The 18,630-nt window shown below is 59.4% G+C and carries 16 protein-coding genes; 5 read left to right on the forward strand and 11 right to left on the reverse strand.

Features of this window, described 5'->3' with window-relative positions:
- Positions 1-614 precede the first annotated feature (614 nt).
- From QRN36_RS02830 to QRN36_RS02845, 4 genes are all read right to left on the reverse strand, one after another.
- The gene (locus tag QRN36_RS02830) at positions 615-1,082 is read right to left on the reverse strand and encodes an inhibitor of vertebrate lysozyme family protein (RefSeq protein WP_285422726.1); all 468 of its coding nucleotides are present in this window, start codon (positions 1,080-1,082) and stop codon (positions 615-617) included.
- A gap of 2 nt (positions 1,083-1,084) precedes the next feature.
- A complete protein-coding gene (locus tag QRN36_RS02835; protein ID WP_025257796.1) occupies positions 1,085-1,249 on the reverse strand; it encodes a DUF1328 domain-containing protein in 165 nt (54 codons plus the stop codon).
- Between the two features lie 88 nt (positions 1,250-1,337).
- The gene (locus QRN36_RS02840) at positions 1,338-1,622 is read right to left on the reverse strand and encodes a hypothetical protein (protein ID WP_285422727.1); all 285 of its coding nucleotides are present in this window, start codon (positions 1,620-1,622) and stop codon (positions 1,338-1,340) included.
- A 314-nt stretch (positions 1,623-1,936) separates the two neighbouring features.
- Positions 1,937-2,791, reverse strand: coding sequence for a BON domain-containing protein (locus QRN36_RS02845; RefSeq protein ID WP_285422728.1), 855 nt, complete (start codon positions 2,789-2,791; stop codon positions 1,937-1,939).
- A gap of 263 nt (positions 2,792-3,054) precedes the next feature.
- Here QRN36_RS02845 and algB point away from each other — a divergent pair, with 263 nt between their 5' ends.
- Both algB and QRN36_RS02855 read left to right on the forward strand, forming a co-directional pair.
- The gene (gene algB / locus QRN36_RS02850) at positions 3,055-4,401 is read left to right on the forward strand and encodes a sigma-54-dependent response regulator transcription factor AlgB (RefSeq protein ID WP_093466680.1); all 1,347 of its coding nucleotides are present in this window, start codon (positions 3,055-3,057) and stop codon (positions 4,399-4,401) included.
- 10 nt (positions 4,402-4,411) lie between these two features.
- On the forward strand, positions 4,412-6,199 hold the full coding sequence (locus QRN36_RS02855) for a KinB sensor domain-containing domain (protein ID WP_285422938.1): 1,788 nt from the start codon (positions 4,412-4,414) through the stop codon (positions 6,197-6,199).
- A 25-nt stretch (positions 6,200-6,224) separates the two neighbouring features.
- Here the strand turns inward: QRN36_RS02855 and QRN36_RS02860 are convergent, their stop codons facing one another.
- The 6 genes from QRN36_RS02860 to QRN36_RS02885 form a co-directional block, all read right to left on the reverse strand.
- Positions 6,225-7,844, reverse strand: coding sequence for an EAL domain-containing protein (locus QRN36_RS02860; protein ID WP_285422729.1), 1,620 nt, complete (start codon positions 7,842-7,844; stop codon positions 6,225-6,227).
- 81 nt (positions 7,845-7,925) lie between these two features.
- A complete protein-coding gene (locus QRN36_RS02865) occupies positions 7,926-8,702 on the reverse strand; it encodes an N-acetylmuramoyl-L-alanine amidase (protein ID WP_285422730.1) in 777 nt (258 codons plus the stop codon).
- Positions 8,703-8,799: 97 nt separating this feature from the next.
- Complete coding sequence (locus QRN36_RS02870) at positions 8,800-10,959, reverse strand: GGDEF domain-containing protein (RefSeq protein ID WP_285422731.1); 2,160 nt, start codon at positions 10,957-10,959, stop codon at positions 8,800-8,802.
- Positions 10,956-11,834 (reverse strand): endonuclease/exonuclease/phosphatase family protein, encoded by an 879-nt coding sequence (locus QRN36_RS02875; RefSeq protein ID WP_093466672.1) that lies wholly within the window; start codon positions 11,832-11,834, stop codon positions 10,956-10,958. Before QRN36_RS02875 ends, QRN36_RS02870 begins: the two co-directional genes overlap by 4 nt.
- 10 nt (positions 11,835-11,844) lie before the next feature.
- Entirely contained in the window at positions 11,845-12,486 is a 642-nt protein-coding gene (locus tag QRN36_RS02880; RefSeq protein WP_285422732.1) for a thiol:disulfide interchange protein DsbA/DsbL, read from the reverse strand.
- Positions 12,487-12,679: 193 nt separating this feature from the next.
- A complete protein-coding gene (locus QRN36_RS02885; RefSeq protein WP_285422733.1) occupies positions 12,680-13,297 on the reverse strand; it encodes a cytochrome c in 618 nt (205 codons plus the stop codon).
- A gap of 174 nt (positions 13,298-13,471) precedes the next feature.
- Between QRN36_RS02885 and yihA the strand changes: the two genes are divergently transcribed.
- The gene (gene yihA, locus QRN36_RS02890; RefSeq protein ID WP_285422734.1) at positions 13,472-14,107 is read left to right on the forward strand and encodes a ribosome biogenesis GTP-binding protein YihA/YsxC; all 636 of its coding nucleotides are present in this window, start codon (positions 13,472-13,474) and stop codon (positions 14,105-14,107) included.
- A 362-nt stretch (positions 14,108-14,469) separates the two neighbouring features.
- Here yihA and polA read toward each other — a convergent pair whose 3' ends face one another.
- Positions 14,470-17,238 (reverse strand): DNA polymerase I, encoded by a 2,769-nt coding sequence (gene polA, locus QRN36_RS02895; protein ID WP_285422735.1) that lies wholly within the window; start codon positions 17,236-17,238, stop codon positions 14,470-14,472.
- Positions 17,239-17,312: 74 nt separating this feature from the next.
- Here polA and QRN36_RS02900 point away from each other — a divergent pair, with 74 nt between their 5' ends.
- Positions 17,313-17,603: a DUF2782 domain-containing protein gene (locus QRN36_RS02900; RefSeq protein WP_093466662.1), complete on the forward strand. Its 291-nt coding sequence runs from the start codon at positions 17,313-17,315 to the stop codon at positions 17,601-17,603.
- A gap of 34 nt (positions 17,604-17,637) precedes the next feature.
- Complete coding sequence (locus QRN36_RS02905) at positions 17,638-18,588, forward strand: homoserine kinase (protein WP_285422736.1); 951 nt, start codon at positions 17,638-17,640, stop codon at positions 18,586-18,588.
- Positions 18,589-18,630 lie beyond the last annotated feature (42 nt).

The following is an 18,630-nucleotide window of genomic DNA, read 5'->3' on the forward strand; positions in this document are numbered from 1 at the left end:
CGCAAGCGAGCATCCGAGCTCTTAGCAGGCGAAAAAGGGCGCAACTATTCCCATGGAAGGCTTCATCGTCTAATGCCGTAAATGACTACCTCATGCCGAATCGGCATGAGGAAAATCAATGACTTAGGCGAAAGGCCCACTCGAAGTTGACTTTCCAGCTGGCGTTTAAATGCTCGGAAGTGGCTATAACGTCGCCTGTAGCGATGTTTGCGGAAGAAGAGGGCACGCAAGTGACAGATTGGTCATGAACGGCCAAAGTACCGCCATCGACGATTTTTTCTCGATATACGGTCGTAGGAAGGGTGTAAACACGATGTAGGAAGAATTACAGGTAGGGATATCTGTCGCTAAAACGGCTGAGGCATGAGATCAGAACGCTAGAATTTGCGCCTCGCAAGTCCACTGTCGGATAACGGCTCACGCTCAATCGGACGATGGACTTGCGTTGCGGCTTGCCTGACCCGGCCCACGAATGGGAGTACTCCCTGTACACCTGGTTCGCTCCAGCCACTCCATTGGTCAGAACGCCCCGGCCCCTTGGTCACGCGCAGACCTTCCTCGGGTTGCGCGGCTTTCAGGAAGACCCAATCACATTCGGTCTTCCATCATCTGAATCAGTACCAGTTCGGATCTTTCTTCAGCTGTTCTTTCAGAAGACCTTGCATGCCTTCGTCGGGGTCGCCGAGGAACCGGTAATCAGCGTGGCGAGTCGGGGACTTATCCGCCGGCAAGCCCGCCGGGACTTCGACCAGCATGGCGTAGGCATGAGCCTTGTCCATGCTGAACGCGACAATGAGGCGTTTATTGATGCACGTGTCCTGGGTTTCGCAAAGAGGCCCTACCAGGTACTTGTCACCATCCTCGGTCACCGCATTCATTTGGTCGGACGTGCCGGAGAGATTGATCACCCAATCCGGCAACCGCTCTTCCTTCTTCACGACCGACGACCATGTCTGGCGGTACTCGGGATCAGAGCTGAGCAGCTCGTTGACCCGGGACTGTCCGTCATTGGCCGCAGAAGCCAGCGTACTGGCGCCCGCAAGGAGCGCCAGTGCCAGAGCAGAGAAGTGCTTCGCGATCATCGTTATCCCCGACCGCGACGACCAAAGAAGAACGACACCACAAACATAACCAGGAACACGATAAAGAGAATCTTGGCGATACCGGTGGCAGTGCCCGCGATACCACCGAAGCCCAGAACCGCTGCAACAATGGCGATGATCAGAAATGTGATAGCCCAGCTCAACATGGTGATTCTCCTTACTGTTTTTAATTTCTTGCTACGGCGAGGTGTCGACGTTGACCCTCAAGGTAGATCGGGACCGCGATCGCTGTGATCAGAAGACCCAACTCTGTTGACGTGGCGCCTGGTCGTTAACCGCCTCCGCGTCATCAACTGTCTGCAGACTCAGGGCTACGTCAGACGCCTTCAACGCACTCGCCTTGGCGAATGGCGCGCTGTGGGTGTAATGGTGGGGCACTTGAGTCATTTCCTGCTGTTGGTTCCAGTGAGTGAACTGCTGCACCACGATGAGGGTGACCATCAGCGCCAGACTGGCAAACAGACCTTGCTGCACTTGCAGCGGGGAGATACGCAGTTTGGCGAGATGTTGAGTGTTCATTCAGCTGACTCCTGGCAATCTTGTTGGCCGTCGACACAGGCCGTTGTTACCAGTGATATTGCACGCCGTGTGCCAGCTTTTTTTGATCGATTAAACCCTTATAAATCAAGGAGTTATGAACCAGTCGGTGCCGCCCTGAAACAGCAAGCTGCACGATTGAACATTTGGCATCGTGCGTTCTGCACGAAGACGTGGGACAAACTGTCGCGGACGTTGACCCAGAACATCGGTCCAGAGGGGAAGCTGATGGGTATTCAGTCGCTAATCTCTGCAGGGCTTGCCGAGCGGCAAGCCCTGCTGCATTGAGACGAGAATCAGCCCGCGCTACGGGTCATGACTCGCAACGTGTCAGCGTCGACGCCTTTGACGCCGCGGATGTTGCGGGCGATCTCCACGGCCAGTTCCTTCTCCGCGTAGTTGGCAACCACCCCATCCAGGCTGACGACGCCACTCTTGGTCTCCACCTTGATATTCAGGCCGTCGAGGTTGCGGCTATAAATAAGGCTGGATTTGACCTTACTGGTGATCCAGGCATCGCTGAACTCTTCATGCACGCTATTGGCCTGCGCCTCGTTCTGCTCCTTGATCGCCTGCGTATCCCGCGCGCTCAAGCTGATCAGGTTGTTGACTTCGGTCACACCGTCCGTGTTGCTCGCCAGGCTTCCGGCCAATTGCTTGGCCTCGGCATCCTTGGCCTGACCTTTGAGCGTCACTACGCCTTGCGCTGCACTGACCTCAATGTTCAGCCCCTCTGTGACGCTGTTCCACAGCAGCTTCGATTTGATCGTCGCGGTCAGCGTGGCATCGTCGAAACGCTGTGCCATGTTCGCCTTGGTGCCTGGCTCCGCAGCCACTTGCGGATCGATCTCCAACTGATTGTCGACCTTATTAATGCCTTGGGTATCGCCGGCGATCTGCGTGGCAAGGTCCTTGTCGACCTGATTCTCGACCTTGCCTTTAAGCGTCGCAGTGCCTTGCTCGACCTCCACGCTGATCTTGAAGGGACTCAAATGGCGATTGAGCGCAAAGGCTGTCCAGATCGAACCTTCCTGACGCGCTTCAGCCAATTGCGTTTGCAAATCACCCGTGGCCGCGTGGGCAATGACAGGCGCCCCTGCAAGCGAGCCGACAGCGGCAATGGCCAGGACGATTTTCTTCAACGGATGCATGGCAAGTCTCCAGACAGTTGCAAAAGGTACTTCTGGAGAGACTTTCCATTCGCCCAGATGTTCTGTTCTGAGCCCACCCCGCCACCCGCACGCAACCCTCATGCGAGCCATATGAATGCGCAGAAACGTCGCAGATCAATGGGTTATTGGTTTTTTCCTCAGATCGCTACCATGCATCCCACAGAATCAATCAGAATGAACCATGCAACTTGCCCGATTTTTCCGGGACTAACCAAGATCATTCATTTAGGAGCGTAGGAAAAATGGAAGCAGCCGCTGAGAATCAGGGCCGTATTCTGCTTGTGGATGATGAATCCGCCATCCTTCGCACCTTCCGCTATTGCCTGGAAGATGAAGGCTACAGCGTCGCCACTGCCAACAGTGCGACGCAGGCCGAGGCGCTTTTGCAGCGTCAGGTGTTCGATGTCTGTTTTCTGGATTTGCGTCTGGGCGAGGACAACGGCCTGGATGTACTGGCGCAGATGCGCATTCAAGCGCCGTGGATGCGCGTTGTCATCGTGACCGCCCACTCGGCGGTCGACACCGCTGTGGATGCCATTCAGGCGGGGGCAGCCGACTATCTCGTCAAGCCTTGCAGCCCGGATCAATTGCGTCTGGCCACGGCCAAACAGCTGGAAGTGCGTCAACTGTCGGCACGACTCGAAGCGCTGGAAGGCGAAGTGCGCAAACCCAAGGACGGACTGGATTCTCACAGCCCGTCGATGATGGCCATTCTGGAAACGGCGCGTCAGGTCGCCAATACGGACGCCAACATTCTTATTCTCGGCGAGTCCGGCACCGGTAAGGGCGAACTGGCGCGGGCCATTCATGGCTGGAGCAAGCGCGCCAAAAAAGCCTGTGTGACCATCAACTGCCCTTCGCTGACAGCCGAGCTGATGGAAAGCGAGTTGTTCGGCCACAGCCGGGGTGCGTTCACCGGCGCCAGCGAAAGCACGCTCGGGCGGGTCAATCAGGCAGATGGCGGCACATTGTTCCTCGATGAAATCGGCGACTTCCCGTTGACCCTTCAGCCAAAGCTGCTGCGCTTCATTCAGGATAAAGAGTACGAACGCGTGGGCGACCCGGTAACGCGCCGTGCCGACGTGCGCATTCTGGCCGCCACCAACCTGAAACTCGAAGACATGGTTCGGGAAGGGCGCTTCCGTGAAGACCTGCTCTATCGCCTGAACGTCATCACGTTGCACCTGCCGCCGCTGCGCGAGCGGGCTGAAGACATTCTGACGCTGGCCGACCGTTTCCTGGCCCGCTTCGTCAAGGAATACGGTCGTCCTGCCCGCGGTTTCAGCGAGGAAGCCCGCAGCGCGCTGCTCAATTACCGTTGGCCGGGCAATATCCGCGAATTGCGTAACGTGATCGAACGCGCCAGCATCATCTGTCCCCAGGAAAAGGTCGAAATCAGCCACCTGGGCATGGCCGAACAGCCGACCAACAACGCGCCACGCGTGGGGGCGGCGTTGAGCCTGGATGAGCTTGAGAAGGCGCACATCGGCGCCGTGCTGGCCACCAGTGACACGCTCGATCAGGCTGCGCGCACGTTGGGTATCGATGCCTCGACGCTGTACCGCAAGCGCAAGCAGTACAACCTGTGACAGGCGATCGATAATGTTCGCAATGAAGTTGCGTACCCGGCTGTTCCTCAGCATCTCGGCACTCATCACGGTGGCGTTGCTGGGCCTGCTGCTGGGCCTGGTCAGCGTCATGCAGATGGCCAAGTCGCAGGAATCGCTGATCAGACACAACTTCATCACGCTGGATATCGGTCTCAAGTTGCGACAGAACCTGGGCGATCAACTGGTGATGTTGCTCAAGGACGATCCTGATCCCAAGGCGCTGCAACAGAATCAGCAGCAGTTCCAGGAACTGCTCGATCAGGGCATCGATCATGACCAGCAGACCAACACGCACAGCGGCTTTGAAAAAGCGCGCGGGGACTACGAGCGTTTTCTCAGGGCGTTGCAGGACTCCAGGCAGCCGGCCAACTCCCTGACCGATGACACCGAAGTCACCAACGCCTTCAATACGCTGCGAAACGGTCTGCTCGATGCGCATCGTCAGGCGCTTGCCAATATCAACGACGCCGAAAGCGCCTCACGATCAAAAGCGTTGTGGGTGGCGTCGCTGCTGGGTCTGGTCGGTCTGGCCGTGCTGGCGATCGGCTTCATCACCGCTCATGGCATTGCCCGCCGCTTCGGTGGGCCTATCGAGGCGTTGGCCCGGGCGGCGGACAAGATCGGCGAAGGGAATTTCGACGTCACGCTGCCTATCTCTTCGGCGTCGGAAATGAACCAGCTGACCCGTCGTTTCGGCATGATGGCCGAATCGCTTCGCCAGCATCAGGTCACCAACATCGATCAGTTGCTCGCAGGGCAGCAAAGGCTTCAGGCAGTGCTGGACAGCATCGACGACGGCCTGCTGATGATTGATCGGCAAGGCCGCCTGGAGCATTTGAACCCTGTCGCCCAGCGCCAGCTGGGTTGGGAAGAGGGCCGACTGGGCCAGGGCTTGGGCGAAGCCTTGCAACGACCCGAGCTGGACGAGCAGCTGTATCTGGTGCTGCGTGGCGGAACGCTAGAACGGGCGCCCGAGGACCTTTCCATCGAGGTTGACGGAGAAACCCGCCTGCTGACCTACAGCCTGACGCCGGTCAGTCACACCAAAGGCCATATTCTGGGCGCTGTGATGGTGCTGCATGACGTCACGGAGCAACGCGCATTCGAGCGTGTACGCAGTGAGTTCGTCCTGCGCGCGTCCCATGAGTTGCGAACGCCGGTGACGGGGATGCACATGGCGTTCGGCCTGCTGCAGGAACGCGTGCACTTCCCGCCCGACTCGCGCGAAATGGACCTGCTGGACACCGTGAACGAAGAAATGCAGCGTTTGATGCAGTTGATCAACGACCTCCTCAATTTCTCCCGCTATCAGAATGGCCTGCAAAAGCTCACGCTGGAACCCTGCGACATTGGGGAATTGCTCGGCGCCGCTCGCCAGCGCTTTGCAGAGCCGGCTGCGGAGCAGGATGTTCTGGTGTTAATGGAAATGCAGGAACCGCTGCCCAGGTTGCAGGCCGACAAGGCCCAACTGGACCGCGTGCTGGACAATCTGCTGGATAATGCGCTGCGCCATACGCCGCAATCAGGTCTGATCCGCCTGCAAGCTCGACGTCACGGAGAGCGCCTGATCATCAGCGTCGAAGACAACGGCGAAGGCATCGCCTACGGCCAGCAGGCCCGGATCTTCGAGCCCTTCGTGCAGGTCGGCCGCAAAAAAGGCGGCGCGGGGCTGGGTCTGGCGTTGTGCAAAGAGATCGTGCAACTGCATGGCGGACGGATGGGCGTGTACTCCCGCCCTGGGCAGGGCACGCAGTTCTATATGGCGCTGCCGCTTTAAGCGACGCTTCTGGCGCGACCCGGTTTCACGCTACATCATCTGTCCTGCGGCCACTGCTGCGTCGCCCGCCAGTGACAAGCTCAGTGAATTTGGCCGCACTCAGCGGTCGGGCAAAGAGCCAGCCCTGCCCGTAAATCACGCCTTCGCTCTTGAGCAGCAGCGCCTGAGACTCAAACTCGATACCTTCAGCGATCACCCGCAACTGCAGCGCATGGGCCATGCGAATGATGTGCGGGGCGACGCCGCTGCTGGCGGCATCATGACCCAGCGCGTCGATGAACGCTTTGTCGATCTTCAGGCAATCCACCGGCAGCGTCTGCAGGTACGCCAGGCTGCAATAGCCCGTGCCGAAGTCATCGATCAATACCTGATGCCCCCGGTCGCGCAGCGCCTGCAGATGATTGCGCGCGACCACCACATCCACCAGCCCGCGCTCAGTGACCTCGAAAGCGATCTGTCGCGGCGCGACCCGGTGCAGCGCCAGCAGTTTGGCCGTGACCCGGCCGATCCGCGGCGCCATCACGTCGCAAGCCGCCAAATTCACCGAAATATAAAGATGCGGATTGGCGCGCAGCAGCTGCCCGAGCTGCTCAAGCAGTTGTTGCAGCACGAAATCGGTGATCTGGCGGATCTGCCCGGTGTTTTCCGCCAGCGGGATAAACAGATCCGGGCTGGTGAGCGTGCCGTCTGGTCGTCGCCACCGCACCAATGCCTCAGCGCCCACGCACAAGCGGGTGTTGAGGTCGAAAATAGGCTGATACAAAACCTTCAATTCGCCACGCCTCAGCGCGCCGTGCAGTTCACCACCGAGCGACTGACGCTGCCTGACCAGTTGCAAGACCAGAATCCCGATGCACAAAGAAACCAGCAGGCTGGCGGGCACCAGCAGCCACCACGCCCCCGTGACCTTCTGCTGCAGGCCGCTGCGCGGCGTGATCAGCACCAGCTGATATTCCGGGCTCTGTGTGGGCATCCGGTACACCAGTTTGTCGTGGGTCGTTATCAACGTCTCGACCTTGGTCGGCGTCCAGTCGGGCGTCGGCGGCCAGGGTTGAGTCGGCCCCAGCACCGGAATCGCCTTGGTCCCTTGGCCCAATACCACGACCAGACTGCCGCCAGCGGGTAAATCCACAACATCGGTCAAATGCCCGCGAGAGGTCGACACCCTGAAGTCACCACGCCCCAGCATCAGCGAGGCGAGATTGTCATCGGGTTGGGTGGAAGTGTTGAGCCAGTAATCGTAAGTCGGCCCGCGAATATCCGGCGCCCTTGGCTTGCCGATCATGCTCTGGCGTGTCCAGCTCGAACAGAACTGGGTGTTGTCGACAAACGCGACTTCATAAATGAAGCGGTAGCGGGAGTTCACCTGGCGCAGCTGCTCAACCATTTCAGGGCTGCACCCGCGCAGCGGCTGGGCTTCAAGCTGATCAAGCCCTGCGCGCAACTGGCCAAATAACTGCTCCAGTCTCACTAGGAATCGCTCGCCCTGGGCATTCATTTGGGCACTTTCTTCTTGTCGCGCCTGATGCATGGCGAGACCGAAACTGGCTGAAAGCAGGACGACCGCGCTCAGCAACGCCGCGAGAAGCGCCAGAAGCGCCGGGCGATAGAGAAAAGTGCGCAGTTGCGGCGTCGCCGTAAACATCGGCCGTCATCCAAATGAATACTACTGATGTATAGCAACAAGCGCGCAAATAGCCCGAAAAAAAATGAGAGGATGGCTAACTTAGTGCCTGAGGTTCAGAACCTGAAGGATAGCTGCACTTTGAAGATCCGGTTCGCCGTCAAATTTCTGCGGACGGTAATGCATCTGGAAGGCCGCTATAACGTGGCGTGTAGCGATGTCCAGCTCCCCGGTTTGCGGGGTCGGATAGCCCAATAACGCCAATTGTTGCTGAAACCAGGAAATATTCGGCATCACACCCATCATCTGGGTTTGCCGCTGAGCGACCTGCTGCTCGTCGGGCCAGATGCCCAGCCCTTCCTGCGCCAGACGTTTCCATGGAAACAACGGGCCGGGATCAAGCTTGCGAAAGGGCGCGATGTCGCTGTGACCGATCACGTGCCGGGGTTCTATGCGATTGCGTTTGACGATGTCCTTGAGCAGCACGATCAGCGCTTTAATCTGCGCTTCACTGTACGGGTACCACAGACGCCCGGTAGGCGTGTCGCGATAGCCCGGATTCACGATCTCGATGCCGATGCTGCTCGAGTTCAGCCAAGTGCGACCGTCCCACTCGCTTTCGCCGGCATGCCACGCCCGCTGGCTTTCGTCTACGAGCTTGTAGGTCGTCGCCGGACCGTCTCCGATCAGATAATGCGCACTGACTTCGCCATGAGTCAGCAGCGCCAGCGATCGCTCAAGCGACGCGGAGGTGTAATGCACCACCACGAATTGCGCGCGGCTGTCGTAATTCGCTGAGGGATGGCTGGTGTCCAGCTTCGGGCCACTGGCGCACGCGGTGAGCAGCAGGAGCAGGGAAAGGGCAATCAGAGACTTCATAAAAGGCAGAGCACACCGGCAAATAATGCAACAGTGTAACGTAGCGCTGCCGATGCGCTCAAAATTGGCTGAGTATTTCGATGAACTGACGCAAGGCTCAACCTTGCTCGATTCGATTCCGCCCCTCGTCCTTGGCCCGATACAGCGCCTGATCTGCACGCTTGAGCACCACGTCGCTGCGCTCGCCAAGCCTGAAAGTGGTAATCCCCATCGAGACGGTGATGGTGACCGGCTCGCCCTTGAAGTGGAACGGGCATTGTTCGATGGCAGCGCGCAGCCGTTCAAGCAGCGCAAGCCCTTCCTCCATCTGCGTATGGGGCAGCAGAAAGACGAATTCTTCACCGCCAAAACGTGCGATGAAATCAGAAGGTCGAAGACGCTTTTTCAATTGCCCGGCAATGATCTTCAAGACTTTGTCGCCGGCCAGATGCCCGTAGCCGTCGTTGATGCGCTTGAAGTGATCGAGGTCCAGAATGCCCAGCAGCAGACTGGCGCGCTTTTTCTGCAACTGATCGATTTCGTGCTCCAGGCGCTCGTTCCATGCCGCACGGTTCGGCAGGCCGGTCAGCGTATCGATCAACGCTTTCTGTCGCTGTTCCTCAAGATGCACGCGAAACCCTTGAGCCTCTTGCTCCATCGTCGCCACGCGGCTGGCCAGAGACTGCAGGCGCGAGGCGACTTCTTGTTCGCGCTGATCGCGCTGCTGTTGATGCTGATCCATGGTGCTGATCAGACCTTCGAGGCGGCTTTCAAGAACGTTTTTAAGCGTATTCAGATCTGCCGCTTCCTGAACGCTGCTTTGCAACCCGCCGACATGCTCGCGTAACTGATCGTCCAGTTGCCGTGATGCCGACTGTTGGTCGGCATGGTCTTCACTCGCGGCGCGCAGGTTGCTCTGAAAGGACTCAAGGCGCTCGTTGAGCTGCTTGAGGTACGCCTCGAACTCGTGCTGCCCGCTGTCAGTGATCGCCAGCATCAACACAGCGAGATCGTCGAGAATCGGCAGTAATTCGTACCAGTTCAGCCCATGTTCGAGCCGCGCGCGCATGGCTTCAGCTTGCGGGCGATGATGTTCAGGCAGCGTCAGATCGTTGAGCAGCCCCAGCAGCGTGTCTTCGATGTGCGCTGCAACCGAGCTGTAACTGGGCTCAGGTGAGGAGGGCAGTGCATACGGACCGTCCTCGTCCTCGACCTCTCTGTCCTCCTCGTCTTCTTCGTCATCCGGCTCTTCGACCAACGCTTCGTTGGCCTCATCCGCCACGGACTGCTCGGCAACCGACGCTTCGTCGTCTACGACGGCCTCGTCATCCGCGACGGTCGATGGACGCTCCGCAGCCGGTTCGGCATCAGCGACGGGCTCGGCATCAGGCTCAATGGCGTGTTCAACGAACTTCGCTTGCGCCTCACTGACCTCAGCGTCAGTTGGCAAAGCGTTGGCAGGCTCGTCAGGTGCCGGTTCGACCGCGTCAACGTGCTCGTTGCGCTCGACGGCCGGGGCCAACGACTGAGGTACGGGCACTGGCTCCAAGGCCGGGGGCTCAGTAGATGACGCCGCTTTTTCGGGAGCGGTCGGGCGTTCGCTTGAAACGGGGGCCTCGTTGATCCACTGCGCCTCTTGCTGCGCCGTGGCCTCCGATGTGGGCGCAGGCTCGTCATCCACTTCACGGGCGATGGGTTTTGCCGGCTCGACGGCAGGCTGCACAACCGGCGCGGGCTCCTCACCCTCGCCATGGGCGTGGCTGCCGAACAGACGTTGCAGGAAACCGGGACGGGCGGCTTCCTCGGGATGATCGAGCTGCGACAGCGCCTTTCCCTGCAGGCCACTCAACTCACTGAGCAGCAGCGGTAGTTCGCGCGCCTGGGTGACGCGGTCTTCCAGGTTCTTGGCAAAGCGTTTGAGCGGCTTGCTGACTTCCTTGGGCAGCGGCAGCGATTGCAACTGAGCGACCAGAGAGGTCAACGCGGTGCCCATTTGCTCGACGCGCTTCTCGCGTCGCTGTTCAGAGTCCAGCACAGCCTTCTCAAGGCGCGGGATCAACGCCGCGAGTCCAGCGTCCATGTCGTCCTTGCGGACGATCTCGCGCATTTCCTTCATGCACTGATCGACGGCCTTGTCGGCACCTTCGGCCGCCAGGCTGCTACGTACCAGACCCCGACGCAGCAGGTCGAGGCGCGCGTTCCAACGCCGCTCGAGCTTGTCTTGCTGCTCGATGCTTTTCAGGTACTTTTCTTTCCAGCGTTGTGCTTCGTCGCTCATTCCGAAGGTCCGAGAGGAGATGTGCTTGTTATCGGCAGCGAGTCACCGATTAATGAGGCCGGCAAGCGAATCTCCACCGCGACCGGCAGATGATCGGAAATGGGCTGGGCCAGCACCTGCACTTTCTCAAGCGTCAGGGTCGGGCTCAGAAGAATGTGGTCCAGGCAGCGCTGCGGGCGCCAGCTGGGGAAGGTCGCCTCGATCTGCGGCGCAAGCAGGCCCAGATCGCGCAAAGGCGAGAGCTCCAGCAGATCGGTGGCGTGGGTGTTCATGTCACCCATGAGCACCTGATGACGATAACCGCCGATCAGCTCACGAATGTAAGCCAGCTGGCGAGTGCGCGTCCGAGCGCCCAGCGCAAGGTGCATGACCACCACGACCAACGCGTCCGGTCCCTCGCCGAAGCGCACGAGGATGGCGCCACGACCGGCAGGCCCGGGCAGCGGGTGATCTTCGATGTCCCAGGGACGCAAGCGGCTGAGCACGCCGTTGCTGTGTTGAGCAAGACGTCCCAGGTTTCGGTTGAGTTGCTGATGCCAGTACGGAAAGGACCCGAGCTGAGCGAGGTGTTCGACTTGATTGACGTAGCCCGACCTCAGGCTTCCGCCATCGGCTTCCTGCAAAGCGACCAGATCATAGTCGTTGAGCAGGTCGCCGATCTTTTGCAGGTTCCCGGCCCGGCCGTTGTGCGGCAGCAGATGCTGCCAGCCGCGGGTCAGGTAGTGCCGGTAGCGCTCGGTACTGATGCCCACCTGAATGTTGAAACTGAGCAAACGCAGCCGGCCATCGGCCGGCAACCCTGTTTTCTGCAGATGACGCTCGTTGACCTTGGGCGTATGCCGGGCAACGACACGTTCAGTACCCCAGCGCCCCATGATGCAGGGCTTACTTGGCAGTCAGCGTGGCGCGCTCTTTGGCGATAAGCTGATCAGCCACTTCCAGCGCCTGATCCGCACCGCCCGCAGAGGCGAGGTCGAAACGATACTTGCCGTTGACGATCATGGTCGGTACGCCGCTGATCTCATACTTCTTGGCCAGCTCTTTGTACTGGGCGATCTTGCCCTTCACTGCGAACGAGTTGAAGGTCTCGAGGAACTTGGTCTTGTCGACGCCCTGAGTGGCGACGAATTCGGCCATGTCGTTCGGGTCGGTCAGGCGCTTGCCGCCTTTCTGGATGGCATCGAACACGGCGGCGTGGACTTTCTTCTCGACGCCCATGGTGTCCAGCGTGATGAACAGCTGGCCGTGAGCATCCCAAGGACCGCCGAACATTGCAGGAATGCGCAGGAAGTGAACGTCGGCAGGGAGTTTTTCAACCCAGGGATTGATGGTCGGCTCGAACGCGTAGCAGTGTGGGCAGCCGTACCAGAACATTTCGACGACTTCGATCTTGCCGGGTTCGGAAACAGGGACGGCGCTGCTCAGCTCGACATATTGCTTGCCGGCTTCGATCGGCTCCGCCGCATGAGCGGTCAGACCGAACAGGCTGGTGAAAACCAGAGCGGCGCTGAGAATCAGATTACGCATGCTTAACTCCTGGGCATGAAAAGTCACCTCGATGGCCGCAGTTCGACCGGGCGAGGTGATACGAGTTCGCAAGTGTAACGCCTGTCGGCACAAAAAAGGGCAGCCGTTCGCTACCCTTTTTAGCCCGTCGATGCGGGGAAACATTAACAAACATTTCACTGGCCAAAGCGCCCCGAACGCGCGTTGTGCCCGATCAGTGCAGCCCCTGAATATACGCCGACAGGGCTTCGATATCCTTGTTGCTCAACTTGGAGGCAATCGTGCGCATGACCATGGTGTCGCCGTCATTGGTACGCTCGCCTTCGCGAAACGCCGTCAGCTGTTTCTTCACGTAATCTGCGTGCTGCCCGCCAAGGTGCGGAAAACCCGCGGCAGCGTTACCTGCGCCGTTGGGTGAATGGCATCCAGTGCATGCCGGCATGCCGAGGTCCAGCTTGCCGCCCCGGAACAACGCCTCGCCGCGCGCCACCAAGTTCGGGTCAGCGGCGCCCACGCTGCCTTTCTGGCTGGCGAACCAGGCAGCGATATCGGCCAGATCCTGATCATTGAAGTTGTTGAGCAAGCCGGTCATTTCGAGGACGACACGCTTGCCATCCTTGATTTCGTGCAGTTGCTTGAGCAGATAACGCGGGCCTTGGCCTGCCAGTTTGGGAAAGTTGGGAGCCATGCTGTTGCCATCGGGCCCATGACAAGCCCCGCAGACCGCCGTTTTTGCCTGGCCTGCGGCCGGGTCGCCTACCACCGCATCGGCGGCGAGCGTCGCGCCAGCAATGCCAAAGGTCAGAAGCAGGCTAACCAGTAGTTTGTTCATCGGTTGATCCAATGCGCTTTATTGTTCGTGTAAGGTTAGTCCGACTTCTACGAACTTCATCCTGCGAGTGGACAAAGCACACACAAAATCTGCGGCATTATATACTTGCGTCCATCAAACGGAAACGACACCCCGTTGCCGCGCCTCTGCCGCAACGCTCCCACCGGATATCCCATGCAACTGAAAAACCCGATCCTCGGTTTGTGCCAACAAGCCAAGTTCATGCTCAGCGCCGCCAAAGTCGATCAATGCCCGGACGACGAAGGCTTTGAAGTGGCTTTCGCCGGTCGCTCCAACGCCGGTAAATCAAGCGCGCTGAACACGCTGACCCATGCCAGTCTGGCGCGCACTTCCAAGACGCCGGGCCGTACCCAGCTCCTGAACTTCTTCAGTCTGGACGATGATCGTCGGCTGGTGGATCTGCCAGGTTATGGCTACGCGAAAGTGCCCATCCCGCTCAAGCAGCACTGGCAGCGTCACCTTGAGGCGTATCTGGGCAGCCGCGAAAGTCTGAAGGGTCTGATTCTGATGATGGACATTCGCCATCCGATGACCGATTTCGACCTGCTGATGCTCGACTGGGCCATCGCCAGCGGCATGCCGATGCATATTCTGCTGACCAAAGCGGACAAGCTGACCTTCGGCGCCGCGAAGAATACGCTGCTCAAAGTGCAGTCCGAAATTCGAAAGGGGTGGGGCGACACGGTCACCATCCAGCTGTTCTCGGCACCCAAGCGCCTGGGCCTGGAAGAGGCGTATACCGTGCTCGCTGACTGGATGGAACTGGAAGACAAAGCGCCTGCGGCTTGAATCGCAGGCAAAAAAAACCCCGGACTTCATATGGGGAGGGGAAGTTCGGGGTCTAAGTCCAGACCTCTAGGGAAGGGGTCCGGATATCTGCCAACACTTAACACAACATAGGAGCATGAATGGCTACGTCAGCCATTCGCAAACTCTGACCGGGTTTTGTCCGCGGAAGTTCAAAACCTGAGGAAATTTAATGTTGGCGCCAGGCAGGACTTGTCTGTTGCGGCCCGTTCCAGAGCGCTCAACCGGAGACTCGCGGCAGCGCGCTCACTCGTTAAGCCCCAGACGACACGTGTGCGTGACGTCTGAAGACCTGTTGTCAAACAAGCTCGCTCACAAAGCCGCATTCTTCGATCATTTAATGATCAATGCGCCTCGTCCCAGTTGTTCCCCACACCCACTTCCACCAACAGCGGAACGTCCAGCTCGGCTGCACCGCTCATGTGCACGCGGATGTCCTTGCTGATCTGCTCCACCAGGTCCTCGCGCACCTCGAGCACCAGTTCGTCGTGAACCTGCAGGATGACGCGCGCATCCAGGCCTGACGAATCCAGCCAGCCGTTCACCGCCACCATGGCGCGCTTGATGATATCGGCGGCAGTGCCTTGCATCGGCGCGTTGATCGCCATGCGTTCAGCGCCTTTGCGCAGCGCCTGGTTCTTCGCGTTGATGTCCGGCAGGTAGAGACGGCGACCGAAAATGGTCTCCACAAAGCCTTGTTCCGCCGCCTGCGTGCGGGTGCGCTCCATGTACTCCAGCACGCCCGGATACCGCGCGAAGTAGCGGTCGACGTAGGCTTGCGACTGCTTGCGGTCGACACCGATCTGCTTGGCAAGACCGAATGCGCTCATGCCATAAATCAGACCAAAGTTGATCGCCTTGGCGCTGCGGCGCATGTCATGGGTGACGTCCGCCAACTCGACACCGAACACCTCGCCAGCGGTCGCCCGGTGCACGTCCAGATCGTTGCGGAACGCGTGCAGCAGCCCTTCGTCCTTGGCCAGGTGCGCCATGATCCGCAGTTCAATCTGCGAATAGTCCGCCGCCAGCAACTTGTAGCCCTGCGGGGCGACGAAGGCCTGACGGATACGGCGACCTTCGGCGGTCCGGATCGGGATGTTCTGCAGGTTCGGATCGCTGGAGGACAAGCGCCCGGTGACCGCGACCGCTTGGTGATACGACGTGTGAATCCGCCCGGTGCGCGGATTGATCTGCTCCGGCAACCGGTCGGTGTAAGTGCTCTTAAGCTTGCTCATCGAGCGGTACTGCATCAGCACTTTAGGCAGCGGGAAGTCCTGTTCGGCCAGCTCCGCCAGTACGGCTTCGGCCGTGGAGGGCTGGCCGGTGGCTGTTTTGCTAATGATCGGCATGCCGAGCTTTTCGTAGAGGATCACGCCCAGCTGCTTCGGCGAACCGAGATTGAACTCCTCGCCGGCAATCGCAAACGCCTCGCGCTCGAGCTCGGTCATTTTGTTGCCCAGCTCCACACTCTGGATGCCCAGAAGCTTGGCATCCACGAACGCGCCCTGGCGCTCGATGCGCGCCAGCACAGGCATCAACGGCATTTCAATGTCGTTGAGCACCGGCGCAAGGGAGGGTGTCTTGCTCAGTTTTTCCTGAAGCGTTTCATGCAAGCGCAGGGTCAGATCGACTTCTTCAGCGGCGTACATGCCTGCCTGCTCAAGCGCGATCTGATCGAACGAAAGCTGCTTGGCACCTTTGCCCGCGATTTCCTGGAAATTCACCGGGGTGTGATCCAGATACTTGGCCACCAGACTGTCGCGATCATGCCGCGTGGCGGTGGAGTCCAGGACATACGACTCCAGCATCGTGTCGAACTTGACGCCCTGCACCTGGATACCCTGCTGCTGATCGCCGTCGATCGCGCAATTGGCGAGCAGGTTGATCGCGAACTTTGCGTGCTGACCGACCTTGACCTTGCCGGCATCCTCCAGCATCGGCTTCACGGCCTTGAGCACTGCGTCGCGATCCAGCTGTTGCGGCACGCCCATGTAGGAATGGGTCAGCGGGATGTAGCAGGCCTCGTGGGTTTTTATCGCAAACGACAAGCCCACCACTTGCGCCCGCTGGGCGTCGATACCGTTGCTTTGCACCACGAATGCAAACAGTTTGGCCGCTTCAAGTTTCTTCAGCCAGGCGTCGAACTGCGTCTGCTCAAGGATCAATTCATACTTGGCTTCAATGACCGGCGCGGGCTCGGCGGCCGCGGTCGGAATCTCGGCGCCGTCCTGCTTGGCTTCGCGTTGCAGATCGTTGATCCAGCTCTTGAACTCAAGCTCGGTGTACAACGCCAGCAACGCTTCGCGGTCAGGCTCGCCGCAATGCAGAGCGTCCAGCTCGATATCCAGTGGAACGTCCACTTTGATCGTCGCCAACTGGTAGGAAAGAAATGCCATTTCCCTGTGCTCTTCAAGCTTGGCTGGCAGGGATTTCGCGCCACGAATGGCCAGTGTCGGCACCTTGTCGAGGTTCTCATAGAGCTCTTTGAGACCGCCGTTGATACCGACCAGCAGTCCGGCCGCGGTCTTTTCGCCCACGCCGGGAACGCCGGGGATATTGTCGACTTTGTCGCCCATCAGTGCGAGATAATCGATGATGTGCTCCGGACCGACCCCAAACTTTTCCTTAACGCCGGCCACGTCGAGAACGCTGCCGGTCATGGTGTTGACCAGCGTGATGTGACCATCCACCAGTTGAGCCATGTCTTTGTCACCCGTGGAGATGACGACCGGGCGATCGGCGGCTGCACTGCTGCGCGCAAGCGTGCCGATCACATCGTCGGCTTCAACGCCTTCAACGCAAAGCAGCGGATACCCCAGGCCTTTGACGCAGTTGTGCAGGAAATCGATTTGCACGCGCATGTCATCGGGCATGCTCGGCCGATTGGCTTTGTACTCGGCGAACATTTCATCGCGAAACGTCCCGCCCTTCGCATCGAAGACCACGGCAAAGGGGCTTTCGGGATATTGCTTGCGCAGGCTCTTGAGCATGTTGAGCACGCCCTTGACCGCACCGGTGGGCAGGCCCTTGGACGTAGTGAGCGGCGGCAGCGCGTGGAAGGCGCGGTACAGATAAGAAGAACCGTCCACCAGGACGAGGGGCGCGAGACTCATGTGCAGGATCAACCTTTTCGGCGGGGTCGGCGCTAGAATGCGAAGACCGTTGACGACAAAGGGACAAGGTTATCATGCGCGCGCCAAATCGCCTGTCACTGGTCTTGTTGTTAGCCGCCTGCCCCGCGCTGGCCATGGCTGTCGACGACGAAGCGCCTTCGGCGGAGCCCGACGTCACCATCAGCAAGGACGGCGAGAATTTCATTCAGGAGTACAAAGCCAACGGCTTCGTGTATGCGGTTAAAATCACGCCCAAACATGGCAAGCCGTATTATCTGGTGCGCGCTGATGGCACAAGCGGGCAATTCATTCGTTCGGATCAACCGGACATGCTGATCCCTCAGTGGGTACTATTCAGCTGGTAACGCCTTACATTCACTCTCTTGCTGGCAGTCTTCTATGTCCGTTTTTACTCCCCTGGCTCGGCCCGAGCTGGAAGCTTTTCTCGCCCCGTACGGGCTTGGCGCACTGCGTGATTTCCAGGGCATTGCCGCCGGAAGTGAAAACACCAACTTTTTCGTGAGCCTTGAGCGTGGGGAGTTCGTACTGACGCTGGTCGAGCGTGGCCCCGTTCAGGAGATGCCGTTTTTCATCGAGCTGCTGGATGTGCTGCACGACGCCAACCTGCCCGTCCCTTACGCGCTGCGCACCACCGATGGTCAGGCCCTGCGCGAGCTCAAAGGCAAGCCGGCACTACTGCAACCGCGCCTGGCGGGCAAGCACCCGACCGAGCCCAATACCCAGCATTGCGTGCAGATCGGTGAATTGTTGGCGCACATGCACCTGGCGACCCGCGAAAGAATCATCGAGCGCAAGACGGATCGCGGTCTGGACTGGATGCTGGAAGAGGGCAGCAATTTCATTTCGCATCTTGATGAGGCGCAAGGCGCGCTGCTCACCACGGCTGTGGAGGAAATCCGCCGCCTGAAGGGGAAGATCATGGCGCTGCCGCGGGCCAATCTTCACGCTGACCTGTTCCGCGACAATACCTTGTTCGAAGGCACGCACCTGACCGGCGTGATCGACTTCTACAACGCATGCTCAGGTCCGATGCTCTACGACGTGGCGATTGCCGTGAATGACTGGTGTTCGTTTGCGGACGGCAGCATTGACGCCCCGCGCGCACGCGCCTTGCTCGGCGCGTATGCCGCGCTGAGGCCGTTCACCGCAGCGGAAGCCGAGCTGTGGTCGACCATGCTTCGTGTCGGGTGCGTGCGATTCTGGCTCTCACGCCTGATTGCTGCCGAGACCTTCGCCGGCCAGGACGTGTTGATCCACGACCCGTCCGAATTCCGCGTGCGACTGGAGCAGCGCCAGGAGACCCACATTCCGCTGCCGTTTGCGTTGTAATCTACAAAAGGCCATCGCAGGGAAGCGCGCCTAGAGATTTGC

Source organism: Pseudomonas sp. efr-133-TYG-103a (assembly GCF_030209235.1).
Lineage (GTDB): Bacteria > Pseudomonadota > Gammaproteobacteria > Pseudomonadales > Pseudomonadaceae > Aquipseudomonas.